This is a genomic window from Kitasatospora sp. NPDC101108, assembly GCF_055584725.1.
The window spans coordinates 450585-465875 of sequence record NZ_JBVJLM010000003.1; the positions used below are offsets into that span (position 1 = coordinate 450585).

Here is a 15291-nt window from a genome sequence, read left to right on the forward strand (position 1 = left end):
GAGCTCCGTCACGGGGACGGGCGCCCGCCCTCCCGGGTGCCGCAAAACGCGAAATCCCGCCGGGAGTTGACTCCCGGCGGGATTTCGTGGACCGGTTCGAACCGATCCGTTGGGTGGAGCTGAGGGGATTCGAACCCCTGACCCCCTCGATGCGAACGAGGTGCGCTACCGGACTGCGCCACAGCCCCAACGAGAAGAAACTCTAGCACCTCTCGGAGGGGGTCCGTGACCACCCCCCGGTCGGGGGTGGTCACGGCGGTCATTCGTTGGCCGCGCGCGGACGGGACTCCGGGGCGGGGGCCTCGGCGTACTGGTCGAAGAGCGGGGTGCTGCGGGACTCGGCGGGGCGCCCGGCGGTCCAGGTGCCGGGGGCCGACAGGTCGAGGCCGCGGGACACCCGGGGGGCGACCGGCGCGGTGACGTAGGTCGGCAGCGGGACCGGCACCGGCTCCCAGGAGTCCGGGCCGGCCGCACCACGCTCGCGCATGCCGTCGACCCACTCCTCGTGCTCGGTCGCCTCGGCCACCGCGGAGGCGGAGGCCACCGTGGCCTCCCCGGCGTCGGCGGCCAGCCGCAGGTGCGGACGGCCGTCGGACCGCTGCCCGGCGGGCGGGGCCGGGGCCGGCTCCGCCTCGACGGGCGCCTCGACCGTCGGCCGGTCGTCCGTCGGGGCCCCGGCGCGCTGCCGCTCGCGCTGGCGCAGCCGCTCGGCCGCCTGGGCGGCCCGGGCGCGGTCGAGCTTCACCTCGTACCGCTGGCGCTCCAGCTTGCGCAGGTGGCCGATGTACAGGGTGAGGAGGAGTGCCGGGACGGCCGGGACCCAGAGGAAGGCGAGGCCGGCCACCGCGGCGACCACCGCGCCGAGGGCGAAGGCCAGGAAGAGGGCGGTGACCATCCGGCGCCGGCGGGCCAGCAGCCGCGCCCGGCGCTCGCCACTGACCGCCCGCAGGGGGGCCGGTCGTTCGGCCGGCCGCTCCGCCGGGGGTTCGGGCTCCCGCGCGGCGGGGTCGCCGGAGGCGGCCTCGTCCCGTTCGGGAGGACCGTCGTTGCTCTGCTCGCCGTCGTCACGCGGTTCGTCGCCCAGGGCCCGGGCTGCCCGCCGCTCCAGCGCCGAACGCCCGGCCAGCAGGCGGATGGCGGTGCTGAAGCGTTCCGTCGGGCGCGCCTCGTTGAGTTCGTCCTGCCTGCGGAGCCACATCGGCACCAGATAGGCGGCCCAGGCCCCTACGATGACGGCGTAGATAAGGCCGCTACTGCTCACGATTCACACCGTACGGGCGCCGGGGAAGGCCTGGCAGCAATTTGGCGCGGCGTGTCGTGTGATCAAGCTGATTCTCCGACTATTTTGCCGGTGTTTGTGACGGTCCGTTACCGGGCCGATGCCATATCGATATTTCTTTCGAACATATATTCAATTACGCGGTTCCCGGCCGGAACTGAGCGCCCGCCAGCGCTCCAGCATGCCCTCCGGGACCTCCTCGGCGGTCAGGGCGTAGACCAAGTGGTCCCGCCAGTCGCCGTCGATGTGGAGATAGCGCGGGCGGATTCCCTCCGAGCGGAAGCCGAGCTTTTCCACCACCCGTCGGCTGGGGGCGTTCTCCGGGCGGATGCAGACCTCGATCCGGTGCAGCCCGAGGGTGTGGAAGCAGTAGTTCACCGAAAGCGCCACGGCCGTCGGCATGATGCCCCGGCCGGCCACGGCCTCGTCGATCCAGTAGCCGATGTTGGCCGAGCACATCGAGCCCCAGGTGATCCCGCCGACGGTCAACTGGCCGACCAGCTGGCCCTTGTAGATCACCACGAAGGGCAGCATCCGGCCGGCCGAGGCCTCGCCGCGCAGGAAGCGGACCATCTGCCGGTACGTCGGGCGGGGGCCGACGGCCTGGCCCGCCGGACCGGGCGGCACGGTGGCCTCCCAGCGGCGCAGCCAGTCCCGGTTGCGGCGGCTCACCTCCTGCCACTCGCGCTGGTCGCGCGCCCGGATCGGGCGCAGCACGACCTCCCCCTCCTGGAGCTCTACCGGCCAGCCGGCGTTCAGTGCGCTCTCCCGGAAGCTGGTGCGTCGGGCCGGGGGTGGTCCCCGCCGCCGACCTGGTCGACGGCGTGGGCGAGCAGCGGCTCCAGGACGGCCAGGCCGTCCCTGACGCCGCCGGTCGATCCCGGCAGGTTGACGATCAGGGTACGTCCGGCGAGCCCGGAGAGCCCGCGGGAGAGCGCCGCGGTGGGCACCCCCTTGTCGCGGCCGTGGGCGCGGATCGCCTCGGCGATGCCGGGGAGCTGCCGGTCGATGACCCGGGCGGTCATCTCGGGGGTGAGGTCCATCGGCGAGATGCCGGTGCCGCCGGTGGTCAGCACCACGTCGTACCCGGCGGCGACCGCCTCGCGCAGCACGGCCTCGACCGGCTCGCCGTCCGGGACGACCCGGGGGCCGTCCACGGTGAAGCCCATCGCGGTCAGCCCGGCCACCAGCAGCGGGCCGCCCCTGTCCTCGTACACCCCGGCCGAGGCCCGGTTGGAGACCGTCACGGCGAGCGCCTTCACGCGCCCACCTCCGGCGCGAACCAGTCGCCGCTCTTGCCGCCGGTCTTGCTGAGCACCCGGACGGACTCGATGGCGGCGCCCTTGTCCACCGCCTTGACCATGTCGATCACGGTCAGCGCGGCGACCGTCACCGAGGTCAGCGCCTCCATCTCGACGCCGGTGCGGTCGGCGGTCCTCACGGTGGCGGTGATCTCGACCGCGTCGTCCGCGACGGCGAGGTCGACCTCGACTCCGGAGACCGCGATCGGGTGGCAGAGCGGGATCAGGTCCGGGGTCCGCTTGGCGGCCATGATCCCGGCGATCCGGGCCACCGCGAGGGCGTCCCCCTTGGGCACGCCCTCGCCGCGCAGCAGCTCCACGACCCGCGGCGAGACCCGGACCCGGCCGGCGGCGACGGCGGTGCGCGCGGTGGTGGCCTTCCCGGACACGTCGACCATCCGGGCGGCGCCCTGCTCGTCGACGTGGGTGAGTCGGTCGCCGGGGTTCGGTGTCGTCACGGGTACTCCAGGGGCGCGCAGGTCGAATACCGCGCTACGGTACCGCTCGCCGCCCCGCCCGCTCGCCTCCGGGCGCTCCTGACCCGGCACCGACGGCCGGCGCTCCCTCCGGCTCGGGGCGTAACCCGCACGCCGGGTGCGGCAGCCACTCCCCTCCAGGACCGTCAGGAGTCCAGCAGCACCACGTCGACCTCGCTGCCGGCCGGCAGCTCGGTGGTGTCCTCGGGGACGGTGATCAGGCAGTTCGCCCGGGCCAGTGCGCCGACCAGGTGCGAGTCGGCGCCACCCACCGGCTCCACCGTGCCGTCGGCCGCCGAGTAGCGGCCGCGCAGGAACTGCCGGCGGCCGGCCGGGGAGCGCAGCGCGGACGGGCAGAGCGCGCGCACCACCGGGCGGTGGACGTCGGCCGCGCCCAGCATGGTGCGGATGACCGGGCGGACGAAGAGCTCGAAGGAGATGTAGGCGCTCACCGGGTTGCCCGGCAGGGCGAGCAGCGGCACCCCGGCCGCGCCGCCGATCCGGCCGAAGCCCTGGGGCTTGCCGGGCTGCATCCGGAGCTTGCGGAAGTCGACGCCCCCGTAGGACTCGAAGACCTCCTTGACCACGTCGTACGCGCCGACGCTGACCCCGCCGCTGGTGACGATCAGGTCGGCCCGGCCGAGCTGGTCCTCCAGGACGGCGCGCAGCAGGTCCGCGTCGTCGGGGACGCCGCCGACCCGGTAGGCGATGGCGCCGGCCTCCTGGGCGGCCGCGGTGAGGGTGAAGCTGTTGGAGTCGGCGATCTGTCCGGGCCCGACCGGCTCCCCGGGCTGGACCAGCTCGCTGCCGGTGGAGAGCACCACCACCCGGGGGCGCGGGCGGACCTTCACGGTGGCCCGGCCGACCGCGGCGAGCAGGCCGAGCTGGGTGGGGCCGAGCCGGGTGCCGGCCTCCAGGACGGTGGTGCCGGCGGCGACGTCGCTGCCGCGGCGGCGGATGTGGGCGCCCTCGGCGACCGGGCGCAGCACCCGGACCTCCTCGTCGGCGACCGGCGCGGTCATCGCGGCGGCGGCCGTCCCGGTGCCGCTGCCGCCGTCGGTCCACTCGACCGGGGCGACGGCCTGGGCGCCGGGCGGCAGGGGTGCGCCGGTCATGATCCGGGCGGCCTGGCCGGGGCCGACCTTGGGCAGTTCGCCCGCGCCGGCGGCGATGTCGCCGATCACGGTGAGCACCGAGGGGTAGATGTCGGTGGCGCCCTCGGTGTCGGCGGTGCGCAGCGCGTAGCCGTCCATCGAGCTGTTGTCGAAGGGCGGCAGGTCGCCGTCGGCGACCACGTCCTCCTCCAGCCGGCAGCCCTGGGCGTCGAGCAGCTGGAGCTCGATCGCGGGCAGCGGGCCGACCGCGGCCAGCACGTCGGCGCGGTGCTCGTCCACCGTCCAGAAGCGAGGAGCCGCCGGTGCCCGGTCCGCGGACCCGTCGCAGCAGGCTGCGGGGGTGGTGCTGTGTTCCGTGGACCCGGTCATCGGCGGCTCGCTCTCTGTGTGTGAGATCAGTCCTGCAGCTCGGTGCCGACGAACTCCCGCAGCCAGGAACGGAACTCCGGGCCCAGGTCCTCGCGCTCGGCGGCCAGTCGGACGATAGCGCGCAGGTAGTCGGCGCGGTCACCGGTGTCGTAGCGGCGGCCCTTGAAGAGCACGCCGTGCACCTGGCCGCCGGCCTCGGGCTCGCGGGTGGTCAGCTCGCGCAGGGCGTCGGTGAGCTGGATCTCGCCGCCGCGGCCGGGCGGGGTCTCGCGCAGCACGTCGAAGACCAGCGGGTCCAGGACGTAGCGGCCGATGACGGCGTAGTTGGAGGGGGCCTCGCCGGGCTCGGGCTTCTCGACCAGGTCGGTCACCTGGAAGACGTCCTCGCCGAAGCCGTTCGCCTTGACGGCGGCGCAGCCGTAGAGGTGGATCTGGGAGGGGTCGACCTCCATGAGGGCGACGACCGAGCCGCCGAGCTCCTGCTGCACCTCGATCATGCGGGCGAGCAGCGGGTCGCGCGGGTCGATCAGGTCGTCGCCGAGCAGGACGGCGAAGGGCTGGCCGGCGACGTGCTGCTCCGCGACGGAGACGGCGTGGCCGAGGCCCTTCGGGTCACCCTGGCGGACGTAGTGCATGTTGGCCAGCTCGACGGACTCGCGGACCCGGCGCAGCCGGTCCTCGTCGCCCTTGCGGACGAGCAGCTCCTCCAGCTCGTAGGCCCGGTCGAAGTGGTCCTCCAGCGCGCGCTTGTTGCGGCCGGTGACCATCAATATGTCGGACAGGCCCGCGGCGGAGGCCTCCTCGACGACGTACTGGATGGCCGGCTTGTCGACGACGGGCAGCATCTCCTTCGGGGTGGCCTTGGTCGCCGGAAGGAAGCGGGTGCCCAGTCCGGCCGCGGGTACCACGGCCTTGGTTACCGGAATTCGGGAGGTGGTCGTCGTCATGCGTTTACCTTACTCAGGCACGTTTTCGCCCGGCCGAGCACGGTCGGACGGCTAGGACAGCACGTCCCGGGGCACGGCCACAGTGGCAGGCGTATGGGAAGCGACCGGTTGGGCCAGGGGGTCCCCGCCGGTACAGGCCGACAGACTACCCGGCTTTCCCGAACGGTCACGTTCGGCAGTCGACGGCCGCTCCGGGGCCGCTTCGGCCTGTTCCCGGGGCCCGCCGGAGGGCTGTCCGGGGCGCGGTGCGATCCGCCAGCAGTCGCCGCCGGCCGCCCGCGCCGCGGCCAGCGCGGCGTCGGCGGAGCGGACCAGGACGGCCGCGTGGGTGCCGTCCTCGGGCAGCACGGCGATGCCGACGGCGGCGGTCAGGCCGTTGCCCCCGGCGGGGCGGGGCGCCCGGGTGCCGGAGGACCAGTCGAGCAGCAGGTGCCGGCGGACCGACCAGACCAGCCGCTCGGCGACCTGCACCGCGCCCTCGGCCCCGGTGTCGGGCAGCACCACCAGGAACTCCTCGCCGCTGTAGCGGCCCAGGGTGTCGGCCCGGCGGATCTCCATCGCCAGCCGCTGGGCGAGGTCGCGCAGCACGGCGTTGCCGCGGGCGCGGCCGTGCTCGGCGATGACGGCGTCGAAACCGGCGATCTCCAGCAGCAGCACGGCCAGCGGGCGCGGGCCGTCGGCCTGGTCGGTGTGCTCGGCGCGGCGGGCCCGTTCGATCTCCCGGTCGAGGGTGAGCTGCAGGTGGCGGTAGTTCCAGACGCCGGTGAGCGAGTCGCAGGAGGCGGTGCGCTCCAGTTCGGCGCAGCGCTCCTCCAGTTCGGCGATCCGGCCGTTCAGCCGCGCCCGGTCCTCGGCGGCCTCGGTCCGCTCCCGGCGCACGCGCAGTCCCAGTACGGTGGCGCCGGCCAGTGCGGGGGCGCTCAGCGCGGCCAGGGCGTGGACCAGCAACGGGGTGGACAATCGGGGCGCCCTTTCGCGTGTCAGGCTCTGCGCGTCACGGTTTTCGGACGTGGAGGATCCGGTGCACAACGAGAAGAGCGACCTGAGGACACGGCTGTTGACGCGGCGCCGCGCGCTCACCGCGGAGGGGCGCGCCGAGGCGGCCCACGCGCTCGCCGGCCACGCCTGGGAGCTGGCCGCGCCGGGCTCCACGGTGGCCGCCTACGTCTCGGTGGGCGCGGAACCCGGGACCAGGCCGCTGCTGGACGCGCTGCGGGAGAGCGGGGTGCGGGTGCTGCTGCCGGTGCTGCTGCCCGACAACGACCTGGACTGGGCCGAGTACGCGGGGCCGCAGGCGCTCGCCCCGGCCGGGCGGGGGCTGCTGGAGCCGGTCGGGCCGCGGCTCGGGCCGGAGGCCGTGACGGGCGCCTCGGTGGTGCTGCTGCCGGGTCTGGCGGTGGACCGGGGCGGGCTGCGGCTGGGCCGGGGCGGCGGCAGCTACGACCGGGTGCTGGCCCGGCTGGGCCGGGCGGGGGTGCGGCCGGTGCTGGCCGTGCTGCTGTACGAGCACGAGTTGCTGGACCGGGTGCCGGCCGAACCGCACGACCTGCCGGTGGACCTCGCGGTCACGCCCTCGGGGGTGCGGGCGCTCGGCTGAGACGGCGGCGGCCCCGCTCCCCCCCGGGAGGGGAACGGGGCCGCGGCGCGCGTGCCGTACGGGCGTCAGCCGGTGGTGAGCACCAGCTTGTGCTGGGTGGCCTTCTCGACCGCGTCCGGGGTGAACGCCCAGGTCAGCAGCTTGCCCTTGAGCCAGAGGTCGGTCTGGTCGTTGTAGTTCGCGTGGAAGGCGTGGCCGGACTCGCCGCCGACGTTGATCCAGCGCGAGGAGTCCAGGTCGTTCAGGTCGACCACCATCCGCATCGACGGGATCCAGTCCACCTGGTAGCCGGCCGCCGCGTTCCAGCCGGCCGCGTCGACCGCCGCCGAGCCGCCGGAGAGGCGGTACGGGCCGCGGTTGAGCAGCTTGTGGACGACGCCGGAGGCGATCGAGGAGTTGTCGGTGCCGAGGGTCTGCTCGCGCAGCTCCAGCTTGTGCAGGCGGCCCCAGCTCCAGGTGGAGATGTCCTTGCCGAGCAGCGAGGTCAGGTCCTGCCGGGCGTTCTTCATCGCCTCCTTGAGCAGGTTGTCCAGGCCCTTCTGCTCCTTGTGCTGGGAGTCGATGTACGTCCACCACGAGCTGTCGGGCTTGTCGAGCTGGGCCCGGACGACCTCGGTCCAGCGGTCGCCGCCGTCCGGCTGGGCCTTGCCCGGGTCGCGGGTGCCGCACTGGGTGACGATCTTGCTGGAGCTGTCCGGCTTGGTCGGGTCGTCCTGCTGGCGCACCAGCAGGCAGTTGTCCTTGGCGCGGATGTCGGCCGGGAACTTCTGGCCGAAGGCGAGGCTGAGCAGGTTGCGCCAGACGCCGTTGTAGTAGGCGGCGGCGGCCGAGTCGGCGTCCTGGTGGTAGTTCCAGTCCTTCAGCAGGTCCTGGGCCCGGCGCACGTACGGGTCGTCGATCTGCTGCTTGAGCAGCAGCGGGACCAGCGTCTTGGCCATGATGCTGGTGTTGTCCAGCTGGAGGGTCTGCATGTCGTCCGGCGAGATCTTGCCGTTGTTCTTGAGCAGGCCCTCGATCTGGTCGGTGATCTCCTTGGCCCGGGTGCCGTACTCCCAGTCCTTGGTCAGGTTGTACCGGTAGGTCGGGTCGACCACGGCCTGGTTGGCGGTGACGATGTAGCCGGCGGCCGGGTTGAAGCTGTACGGCAGGGCGGTGAAGGGGACCGGGTCCGGCTTCCACTGGTAGGACGAGTCCCAGCCCGGGGCGGGCATCGAGCCGTCGCCCTTGCCGCGCACCGGGATGGCGCCGGGGGCCTGGTAGCCGATGTTCTTGGCGTCGGCGTAGATCAGGTTCTGCGCGGGGACGGTGAAGTCCTTGGCGGCGTTCCGGAAGTCGTCCCAGTTCTTCGCCCTGTCCAGCTCGAAGACGGCGTCCATGGTCTTGCCGGGGCTGAGCGCCGTCCACTGCAGGGCGACGCCGTAGCCGCCGGTGCCGCGGTCGGGGGCGGAGCTGCCGTTGGGGGCGTACTTGCCGACGTTCTGCTGCTCGGTGCTCGTGTCGGAGATGAGCGGCGCGCCGGTCCTGGTGGTGCGGACGGTGATGGTGCGGTCCTCGCCGCCGGCGACCTTGATGGTCTCCTTGCGGAGGTCGAACTTCTCGTCCTTGCCGTCCACCTGGTAGGTGTCCGGGCCGGTGACCTTCTCCAGGTAGAGGTCGCTCACGTCGGCGCCCAGGTTGGTGAAGCCCCAGGCGATGTCCTTGTTGTGGCCGATCACCACGCCGGGCATGCCGGCGAAGGTGAAGCCGGAGACGTCGAACTGGCAGGCCGGCGAGGCGGTCCGGCAGTGCAGGCCCATCTGGTACCAGACCGAGGGCAGGCCGGGGCCGAGGTGCGGGTCGTTGGCCAGCAGCGGCTTGCCGGTGGTCGTGTGCGAGCCCGCGACCACCCAGGAGTTGGAGCCGATGCCCTGGCCGGGGCGGCCGAGCAGCTGCGGCATCCCGTCGATCCGGTCGGTGAGGCCCTGGACCAGCGCCTTGGTGGTGGCCGCGCCCTGGGCGGTGCCGCCGGGGGCCGCACCGGGCTGGGTGGAGCCGTCGGCCGGGCGGTAGGTGTCGCCGCTGACGGTGCCGGTCTTCACGATCGTGCCGTTGCGGGAGTACGGGTACTCCGGGTACAGCTCGGCGATCTTGTCCGGGCCGAAGTCCTGGGCGAGCAGCGAGCGGTCGATCTCCTCCTGGAGGTTCCCGGAGAGGTTCCAGGCCATCGCCTTGAGCCAGGCCACCGAGTCCACCGGGGTCCACTGCTCGGGCTTGTAGCCGCTGTTGACGGCGCCGAGCATGGTGTACTCCAGCGAGGCCTTCTCCCCGCCGGGGTGCTCGGCGAGCCAGGCGTTCACGCCGTCCGCGTAGGCCTGGAGGTACTTCTTGGTCTCCGGCGAGAGCTTGGTGTCGTACTCCTTCTGCGCCACCTGGCGCCAGCCCATGGTGCGGATGAAGGAGTCGGTGTCGACCTGGCTGTCGCCGAACATCTCGGAGAGCCGGCCCGCGGTGACGTGCCGGCGGACGTCCATCTCCCAGAAGCGGTCCTGGGCCTGGACGTAGCCCTGGGCGCGGAACAGGTCCTCGGAGGTGTCCGCGTACAGCTGCGGGATGCCGTTGGCGTCGCGTTTGACGTCGACCGGCGCGCTCAGGCCCGCCACCTTGACCGAGCCGTCCACCTCCGGGAAGGACGCACGGACCGCGGTGACCCCGCGGTAGCCGCCGTAGCCGACGCCGGCCACCAGCAGCACGACCAGCACGATCACGATCAGACGGGCGCGCCGGAACTTCTTCGAGCGGGGCATCTGGGTCCTTGCGGTCCTGACTTCGGGGCGGGCGGGCGTGTCCAGGGCCTGGGGCCGTGACAGGGAACCACATTAGGCCGAGTCGGCGGAGGGCTGTGAACGGGGGACCAAACTAAAGATATGGCAAAATGTTAGACTGCGTAACGATCCGCAACAGGAGCATTGACGACTTCTTAGCGGGCCGGTGCTCGACAGCACCCCTCCCACACTCCTCTCTGTACACACGGAACACCCCCGCACCACTGATACCACCGCATCAACCGCAACCCCCGCACCACCTGACAGCCCTGCACCACCTGACACCCTTGCACCACCTGACACCCCGCCCGCCCATGCCTGCCCGAGGTGCCACTGCGTGAACGTCGCCCATCTGAACCAGCTCCTGCTCGAAGCCTCCGTGATCCTGCTCTTCGCGGTGGTCGCCGTCCGGTTCTCGACCCGATCAGGACTGCCCAGTCTGCTGATCTACCTCGGGATCGGCGTGGCACTGGGCCAGGACGGGATCGGCGTCACCTTCAACAACGCCGAACTGACCCAGGTACTCGGCTACGCGGCGCTCGTGGTGATCCTCGCCGAGGGCGGTCTCAAGACCAACTGGCGCGACGTCAGACCGGCGGTGCCGGCGGCCACCGTGCTGGCCACCGTCGGCGTCGGGATAAGCGTCTTCGTCACCGCGGCCGGCGCCCACTGGCTGGTCGGCCTGGACTGGCGGACCTCGCTGCTGCTCGGCGCGATCGTCTCCTCCACCGACGCCGCGGCCGTCTTCTCGGTGCTGCGGATGGTCCCGCTGCCGCACCGGCTCACCGGTCTGCTGGAGGCCGAGTCCGGCTTCAACGACGCGCCCGTGGTCATCCTGGTCGTCGCCTTCGCCTCCGCCGGCGAACTGGACACCTGGTACGTGCTGCTCGGCACGATCGTCGCCGAACTGGCGATCGGCGCGGCGATCGGCCTGGCCGTCGGCAAGCTCGGCGCGTTCGCGGTCAAGCACGTCGCACTGCCCTCCTCGGGCCTCTACCCGATCGCCGTCGTGGCGCTGACCGTGCTCGCCTACGCCGGCGGCTCGCTGCTGCACGGCTCCGGCTTCCTCGCCGTCTACATCAGCGCGGTGATCCTCGGGAACTCCAAGCTCCCGCACGGACCGGCCGTGCGCGGCTTCGCCGACGGGCTGGCCTGGATAGGGCAGATCGGCATGTTCGTGCTGCTCGGGCTGCTCGCCGCGCCCGAGAGCATGGGCGACGCGGTGGTGCCCGCGCTGGTGATCGGCACGGTGCTGGTCTTCGTGGCCCGGCCGCTGTCCGTGGTGCTCACACTGACCCCGTTCAAGGTGCCCGGCCGCGAACAGGCCCTGCTGAGCTGGGCCGGGCTGCGCGGGGCGGTGCCCATCGTGCTGGCCACCATCCCGGTGGTCTCCGGCGCCCACGAGGCCGAGGACGTGTTCAACATCGTCTTCATCCTGGTCGTCGTCTTCACCCTGCTCCAGGGCCCGACCCTGCCCTGGATGGCCAAGCGGCTGAAGATCGGCGAGGGCGCGATGGGGCAGGACCTCGACATCGAGTCCGCGCCGCTGGAGAAGCTGCACGGGCACCTGCTGGCCGTCACGCTCTCGCCGACCTCGCGGATGTCCGGGGTGGAGATCAGCGAGCTGCGGCTGCCCAAGGGAGCGGCGGTCACCCTGGTCGTGCGGGAGGGCAACTCCTTCGTGCCGGACAAGGCGACGATGCTGCGCGGCGGGGACGAGCTGCTGGTGGTCACCACGGACGAGGTGAGCGAGGCGGCGGAGCGGCGACTGCGGGCCGTGGACAAGGGCGGCAAGCTGGCCGGGTGGCTGAACGGGCGGTGACGGGGGGTGGCCGTTGGGACCGGTGTGGCCTGACGGGCCCGGTGGGGCACGGGTGGCCTGGCGGGCCCGGTGGGGCACGGGTGGTCTGGCGGAATCTACGCGCGTAACTGTATGCTGGTTCGACTACGCCGTATAACTACCGTTAGACCACCCCCAGCATCTGCCTGACGCAGAGTTGGCGCGACCGCTCGGCGGCCGCGGTCCGGCCCCGGCCCACCAGGCCCGGCCGGCCCGGTATCTACCCCGGTCGACGCGCGAGAGGACGACTCTCGGCGCCGTCGGGGCCACCCCATGCCCTGCCGCGCTACCAGGCAGCAGGAAGGACCGACCGTGACGGCCCGCCGAACGGTCGAGATCGCCGCCAACCCCACCCCGGACACCGCTCCGGACACCGCGGCCGGCACCCCCGACAGCGCGACAGCACCGGCCAAGGTCGGCTACGGCGCGCTGCTGCGCACGCCCGGCGCCTGGACGTTCCTGGCCCCGGCCTTCGTCGCACGGCTGCCCTACGCGATGCTCAGCATGGGCATCCTGATGCTCGTCGAGAACACCTACGGCTCGTACGGCACCGCCGGCACCGTCACGGCGATCGCCGCCGTCGCCCAGGCACTGATCGGCCCGCAGACCGGTCGGCTCGCCGACCGGTACGGGCAGCCCGCCGTGCTGGTCCCGACCGTCGCGGTGCACGCCGCCTCGGTCGGCCTGCTGATCGCGCTGGCCCTCGGGCACGCGCCGGTCTGGTGCCTGCTCCTGGCCGCCGTCCCGGCCGGCGCGAGCGTTCCGCAGATCGGCGCGATGGTCCGGGCCCGCTGGATCGCCACCATCGGCGCCGAGGGCGCCTCCGCCTCCTCGGCGGCCAAGGTGAGCACCGCGTTCGCCTTCGAATCGGTGACGGACGAGTTCACCTTCGTGATCGGCCCGATCCTGGCCGCCAAGATCGCCACCTCGGTCAGCCCGTCCGCCGCGCTGATCACCGAGGCCGCCCTGACCTTCGTCGGCGGCCTGGTCTTCGCCGCCCAGCGGCGCACCGCGCCGACCCGGACCGCCCCGCAGCCCGGCGCTCGGCGCGCCTCCGCGCTGGCCTCCCCCGGCGTCCGGCTGCTGGCCGGCGTGATCCTCGGGGTGGGGGCCGTGTTCGGCGGGATGCAGGTCTCGGTGAACGCCTTCGCCGACTCGGTCGGCCAGCACGGCGCCGCCGGCACCGTGTACGGGATCTTCGCCGGCGGCTCGATGGTGGCCGGCGTGCTCTACGGCGTCATCGCCTGGCGTCGGGCCGTCCGGCACCGGATGGTCATCAGCTACGCCCTGCTGGTGGTGGGCTGCTCGACGCTGTGGGCGATGCCCGACCTCGTCACGCTGTCGATCGCCGGACTGTTCTGCGGTCTGGCCATCGCCCCGACCCTGATCAGCGGCTACACCCTGGTCGAGACCCTGGTCGAGGACGGCGCCAAGACGGAGGCCTTCACCTGGCTGACCGGTGCCATCGGCCTGGGCCTGGCCGTCGGCTCGATGGTGGCCGGGCGGCTGATCGACTCCCACGGGCCGTCCGCCGGATTCCTGGTTCCGCTGGTCGGCGCCGGTCTGGGGCTGGTCGCGCTGGTGTCGATGCGGCACCTGCTGGTCGCGCCGGTCAGGAGCGGTCACGTGGTGGCGGGGTCCGGCGAGCGCGCCACCCCGGCGCAGCTGGTCGGCGCGGCCAAGGGCTGAGCGATCGGTCGGACGCGGCCCGTACCGGCTCATCTCACACCGGATTCGCTGGACTGATCCAACGGAATACCGCATCATTGACCATCGTTAGCACTCATCAGGCGAGAGTGCCAGGAGGAAGACAAGTGCCCACGTACCAGTACCAGTGCACCGAGTGCGGCAACGGCCTGGAGGCGGTGCAGAAGTTCACCGACGAGGCGCTGACCACGTGCCCCGAATGCCAGGGACGGCTCCGCAAGGTCTTCTCGGCCGTGGGCGTCGTGTTCAAGGGCTCGGGCTTCTACCGGACCGACAGCCGCTCGTCCTCCAGCAGCTCGGTGGGCGGGGGTTCGTCCGCCGGCTCCTCGACGTCGTCGTCGACCTCGGGTTCGTCGAGCGCTTCCGGCTCCTCGGGCTCGTCCGGTTCGTCGAGCACCTCCAGCTCGCCCAGCAGCCCGGCTCCGGCCGCGAGCTGAACTCGGCTCCCGGGGTTCCGGGAGTTCCTGAGGCTTCACGGAGAGGCCCGTCGGCCCCGCTTCGCGCGGGGGCGGCGGGCCTTTTCGCGTCCCGCGATGCCTGGGTGGAGGGGGTCTCCGTCAGTTCCCGGAGGTCGGACTCACTCGTGTGAGTGTATGAAGTTGTCCACAGGGGCGGGGTTGTCCACAGGCTGTGGGAACCGGCTTTCCGGCGGTGGCCCGAGCGCGCATCGTGTGGGTCACCGGGCGGTGACCCACCGCACGGCGTCCGACCGCACGTGACGACCGACCGAGTCCGGAGGTGCCCCGATGACGACCATGAGCCTGTCCGTTCCCCTGCCCGCGCCCACCGTGCCGCCGCGGCAGGAGGTGCCGAGTTTTCCGCCGATCCGGCGCGGGTGCGGCGGGTGGCACCGCTGGCGCCGGGCCGTCCGCCGCCGGGCCGGGGTGCCCGCGCTGGTCCTGCTCGCGGTGGCCGCGGCGCTGGCGTTCGGGCCCGCGCGAGCCGGACTGCCGCCGCCACCGGCGGGTGCGGTGGGCCGTACGGGTTGTCAATCCGGGAATCCGGAGGACCACCCGTGACCTCGGAACGACTTCGTCGTTCGAGGCGGCATGAAAGGCTTCAAGGAATTCCTGCTGCGTGGAAATGTCGTCGAACTCGCCGTCGCCGTGGTCATCGGCGCGGCCTTCACCAACATCGTCAACGCCTTCGTCAAGGGCGTGATCAATCCGATCGTCGGCGCGTTCGGGACGAAGGACCTGGCGTCCTACAGTTCCTGCCTCAAGGGGCCCTGCGAGGTGAGCGCCACCGGAGAGGTCACGTCCGGCGTCCTCATCCTGTGGGGATCGGTGCTCAGCGCCGCCCTGCAGTTCCTGATCACCGCCGCCGTCGTCTACTTCTTCCTGATCGTGCCGATGAACCGGATGGCGGCCAGGCGCAAGACCGTCGCCGAGGAGGCGGCCGAGGCCGAGGCCAAGGAGGTCCAACTGCTGACCGAGATCCGCGACGCGCTGGTCACGGCGCGCTAATCCCCCGGCCCCCGATCCCGTTTCCCCGGCCCAGGCCCTAATCCCCGTGGTGCGGCGGGCGCTGGCTCAGGTACCAGTCCAGCCCCCGCCCACCGCTCCCCCCGGCCCCGGGGCGGTCGCCCCAGCCGGCGTCGGTGTCGTCCCGGGACTGCTGGTCCAGCGGGTCGCGGAAGACCAGGCGGGCCTTGGCCGCGGCCGGGTCCTGCCCGCCACCGGCCTTCGGCTGCCGCTGGTCCCGCTCCTGCTCTCCCTGCCCCTGTTCTCCCTGTCCGTGTTCCTGCTGTCCGTGTTCCTGCCGCTGCTCGCTCACCCTGCCCACTCCCTGCCGGTCCCCTTGTTCATGTTCTGACCCGTCCCTCCAGCCTAAGAGGCCCGTGACACGCCGCGGGCCCC

At 72.6% G+C, this 15291-nt stretch carries 15 protein-coding genes and 1 tRNA gene; 6 read left to right on the forward strand and 10 right to left on the reverse strand.

Going from position 1 to position 15291, the window contains the following annotated elements:
* Nucleotides 1-114 precede the first annotated feature (114 nt).
* From ACZ6Z8_RS10290 to ACZ6Z8_RS10325, 8 genes are all read right to left on the reverse strand, one after another.
* A tRNA-Ala gene (locus tag ACZ6Z8_RS10290) sits at nucleotides 115-188 on the reverse strand.
* 71 nt (nucleotides 189-259) lie between these two features.
* On the reverse strand, nucleotides 260-1261 hold the full coding sequence (gene sepX, locus ACZ6Z8_RS10295) for a divisome protein SepX/GlpR (RefSeq protein ID WP_465608093.1): 1002 nt from the start codon (nucleotides 1259-1261) through the stop codon (nucleotides 260-262).
* Between the two features lie 150 nt (nucleotides 1262-1411).
* A complete protein-coding gene (locus ACZ6Z8_RS10300; RefSeq protein ID WP_465608094.1) occupies nucleotides 1412-1996 on the reverse strand; it encodes a GNAT family N-acetyltransferase in 585 nt (194 codons plus the stop codon).
* A 38-nt stretch (nucleotides 1997-2034) separates the two neighbouring features.
* Complete coding sequence (locus ACZ6Z8_RS10305) at nucleotides 2035-2541, reverse strand: MogA/MoaB family molybdenum cofactor biosynthesis protein (protein WP_465608096.1); 507 nt, start codon at nucleotides 2539-2541, stop codon at nucleotides 2035-2037.
* A complete protein-coding gene (gene moaC, locus ACZ6Z8_RS10310; RefSeq protein ID WP_465608440.1) occupies nucleotides 2538-2978 on the reverse strand; it encodes a cyclic pyranopterin monophosphate synthase MoaC in 441 nt (146 codons plus the stop codon). Before moaC ends, ACZ6Z8_RS10305 begins: the two co-directional genes overlap by 4 nt.
* Before the next feature lie 224 nt (nucleotides 2979-3202).
* Nucleotides 3203-4540, reverse strand: coding sequence for a molybdotransferase-like divisome protein Glp (gene glp / locus ACZ6Z8_RS10315; RefSeq protein ID WP_465608097.1), 1338 nt, complete (start codon nucleotides 4538-4540; stop codon nucleotides 3203-3205).
* A gap of 26 nt (nucleotides 4541-4566) precedes the next feature.
* Entirely contained in the window at nucleotides 4567-5487 is a 921-nt protein-coding gene (gene galU, locus ACZ6Z8_RS10320) for a UTP--glucose-1-phosphate uridylyltransferase GalU (RefSeq protein WP_402811874.1), read from the reverse strand.
* 51 nt (nucleotides 5488-5538) lie between these two features.
* Complete coding sequence (locus ACZ6Z8_RS10325) at nucleotides 5539-6447, reverse strand: GGDEF domain-containing protein (RefSeq protein WP_465608099.1); 909 nt, start codon at nucleotides 6445-6447, stop codon at nucleotides 5539-5541.
* 61 nt (nucleotides 6448-6508) lie between these two features.
* Between ACZ6Z8_RS10325 and ACZ6Z8_RS10330 the strand changes: the two genes are divergently transcribed.
* Nucleotides 6509-7084: a 5-formyltetrahydrofolate cyclo-ligase gene (locus ACZ6Z8_RS10330; RefSeq protein ID WP_465608101.1), complete on the forward strand. Its 576-nt coding sequence runs from the start codon at nucleotides 6509-6511 to the stop codon at nucleotides 7082-7084.
* A 65-nt stretch (nucleotides 7085-7149) separates the two neighbouring features.
* Here ACZ6Z8_RS10330 and ACZ6Z8_RS10335 read toward each other — a convergent pair whose 3' ends face one another.
* The gene (locus tag ACZ6Z8_RS10335; protein WP_465608103.1) at nucleotides 7150-9867 is read right to left on the reverse strand and encodes a penicillin acylase family protein; all 2718 of its coding nucleotides are present in this window, start codon (nucleotides 9865-9867) and stop codon (nucleotides 7150-7152) included.
* Between the two features lie 355 nt (nucleotides 9868-10222).
* Here ACZ6Z8_RS10335 and ACZ6Z8_RS10340 point away from each other — a divergent pair, with 355 nt between their 5' ends.
* The 5 genes from ACZ6Z8_RS10340 (at nucleotide 10223) to mscL (ending at nucleotide 14898) form a co-directional block, all read left to right on the forward strand.
* Nucleotides 10223-11707 (forward strand): potassium/proton antiporter, encoded by a 1485-nt coding sequence (locus ACZ6Z8_RS10340; protein WP_465608105.1) that lies wholly within the window; start codon nucleotides 10223-10225, stop codon nucleotides 11705-11707.
* Nucleotides 11708-12037: 330 nt separating this feature from the next.
* Nucleotides 12038-13414, forward strand: coding sequence for an MFS transporter (locus tag ACZ6Z8_RS10345; RefSeq protein ID WP_465608107.1), 1377 nt, complete (start codon nucleotides 12038-12040; stop codon nucleotides 13412-13414).
* Nucleotides 13415-13539: 125 nt separating this feature from the next.
* Nucleotides 13540-13869 carry an FmdB family zinc ribbon protein gene (locus ACZ6Z8_RS10350; protein WP_465608108.1) on the forward strand — a complete coding sequence of 110 codons (330 nt, stop codon included), beginning with the start codon at nucleotides 13540-13542 and terminating at the stop codon, nucleotides 13867-13869.
* Between the two features lie 309 nt (nucleotides 13870-14178).
* Nucleotides 14179-14451, forward strand: a complete 273-nt coding sequence (locus tag ACZ6Z8_RS10355; RefSeq protein WP_465608109.1) for a hypothetical protein — start codon at nucleotides 14179-14181, stop codon at nucleotides 14449-14451.
* A 30-nt stretch (nucleotides 14452-14481) separates the two neighbouring features.
* A complete protein-coding gene (mscL, locus tag ACZ6Z8_RS10360; RefSeq protein WP_465608111.1) occupies nucleotides 14482-14898 on the forward strand; it encodes a large conductance mechanosensitive channel protein MscL in 417 nt (138 codons plus the stop codon).
* Between the two features lie 37 nt (nucleotides 14899-14935).
* Here mscL and ACZ6Z8_RS10365 read toward each other — a convergent pair whose 3' ends face one another.
* On the reverse strand, nucleotides 14936-15208 hold the full coding sequence (locus tag ACZ6Z8_RS10365) for a hypothetical protein (RefSeq protein ID WP_465608113.1): 273 nt from the start codon (nucleotides 15206-15208) through the stop codon (nucleotides 14936-14938).
* Between the last annotated feature and the right edge of the window lie 83 nt (nucleotides 15209-15291).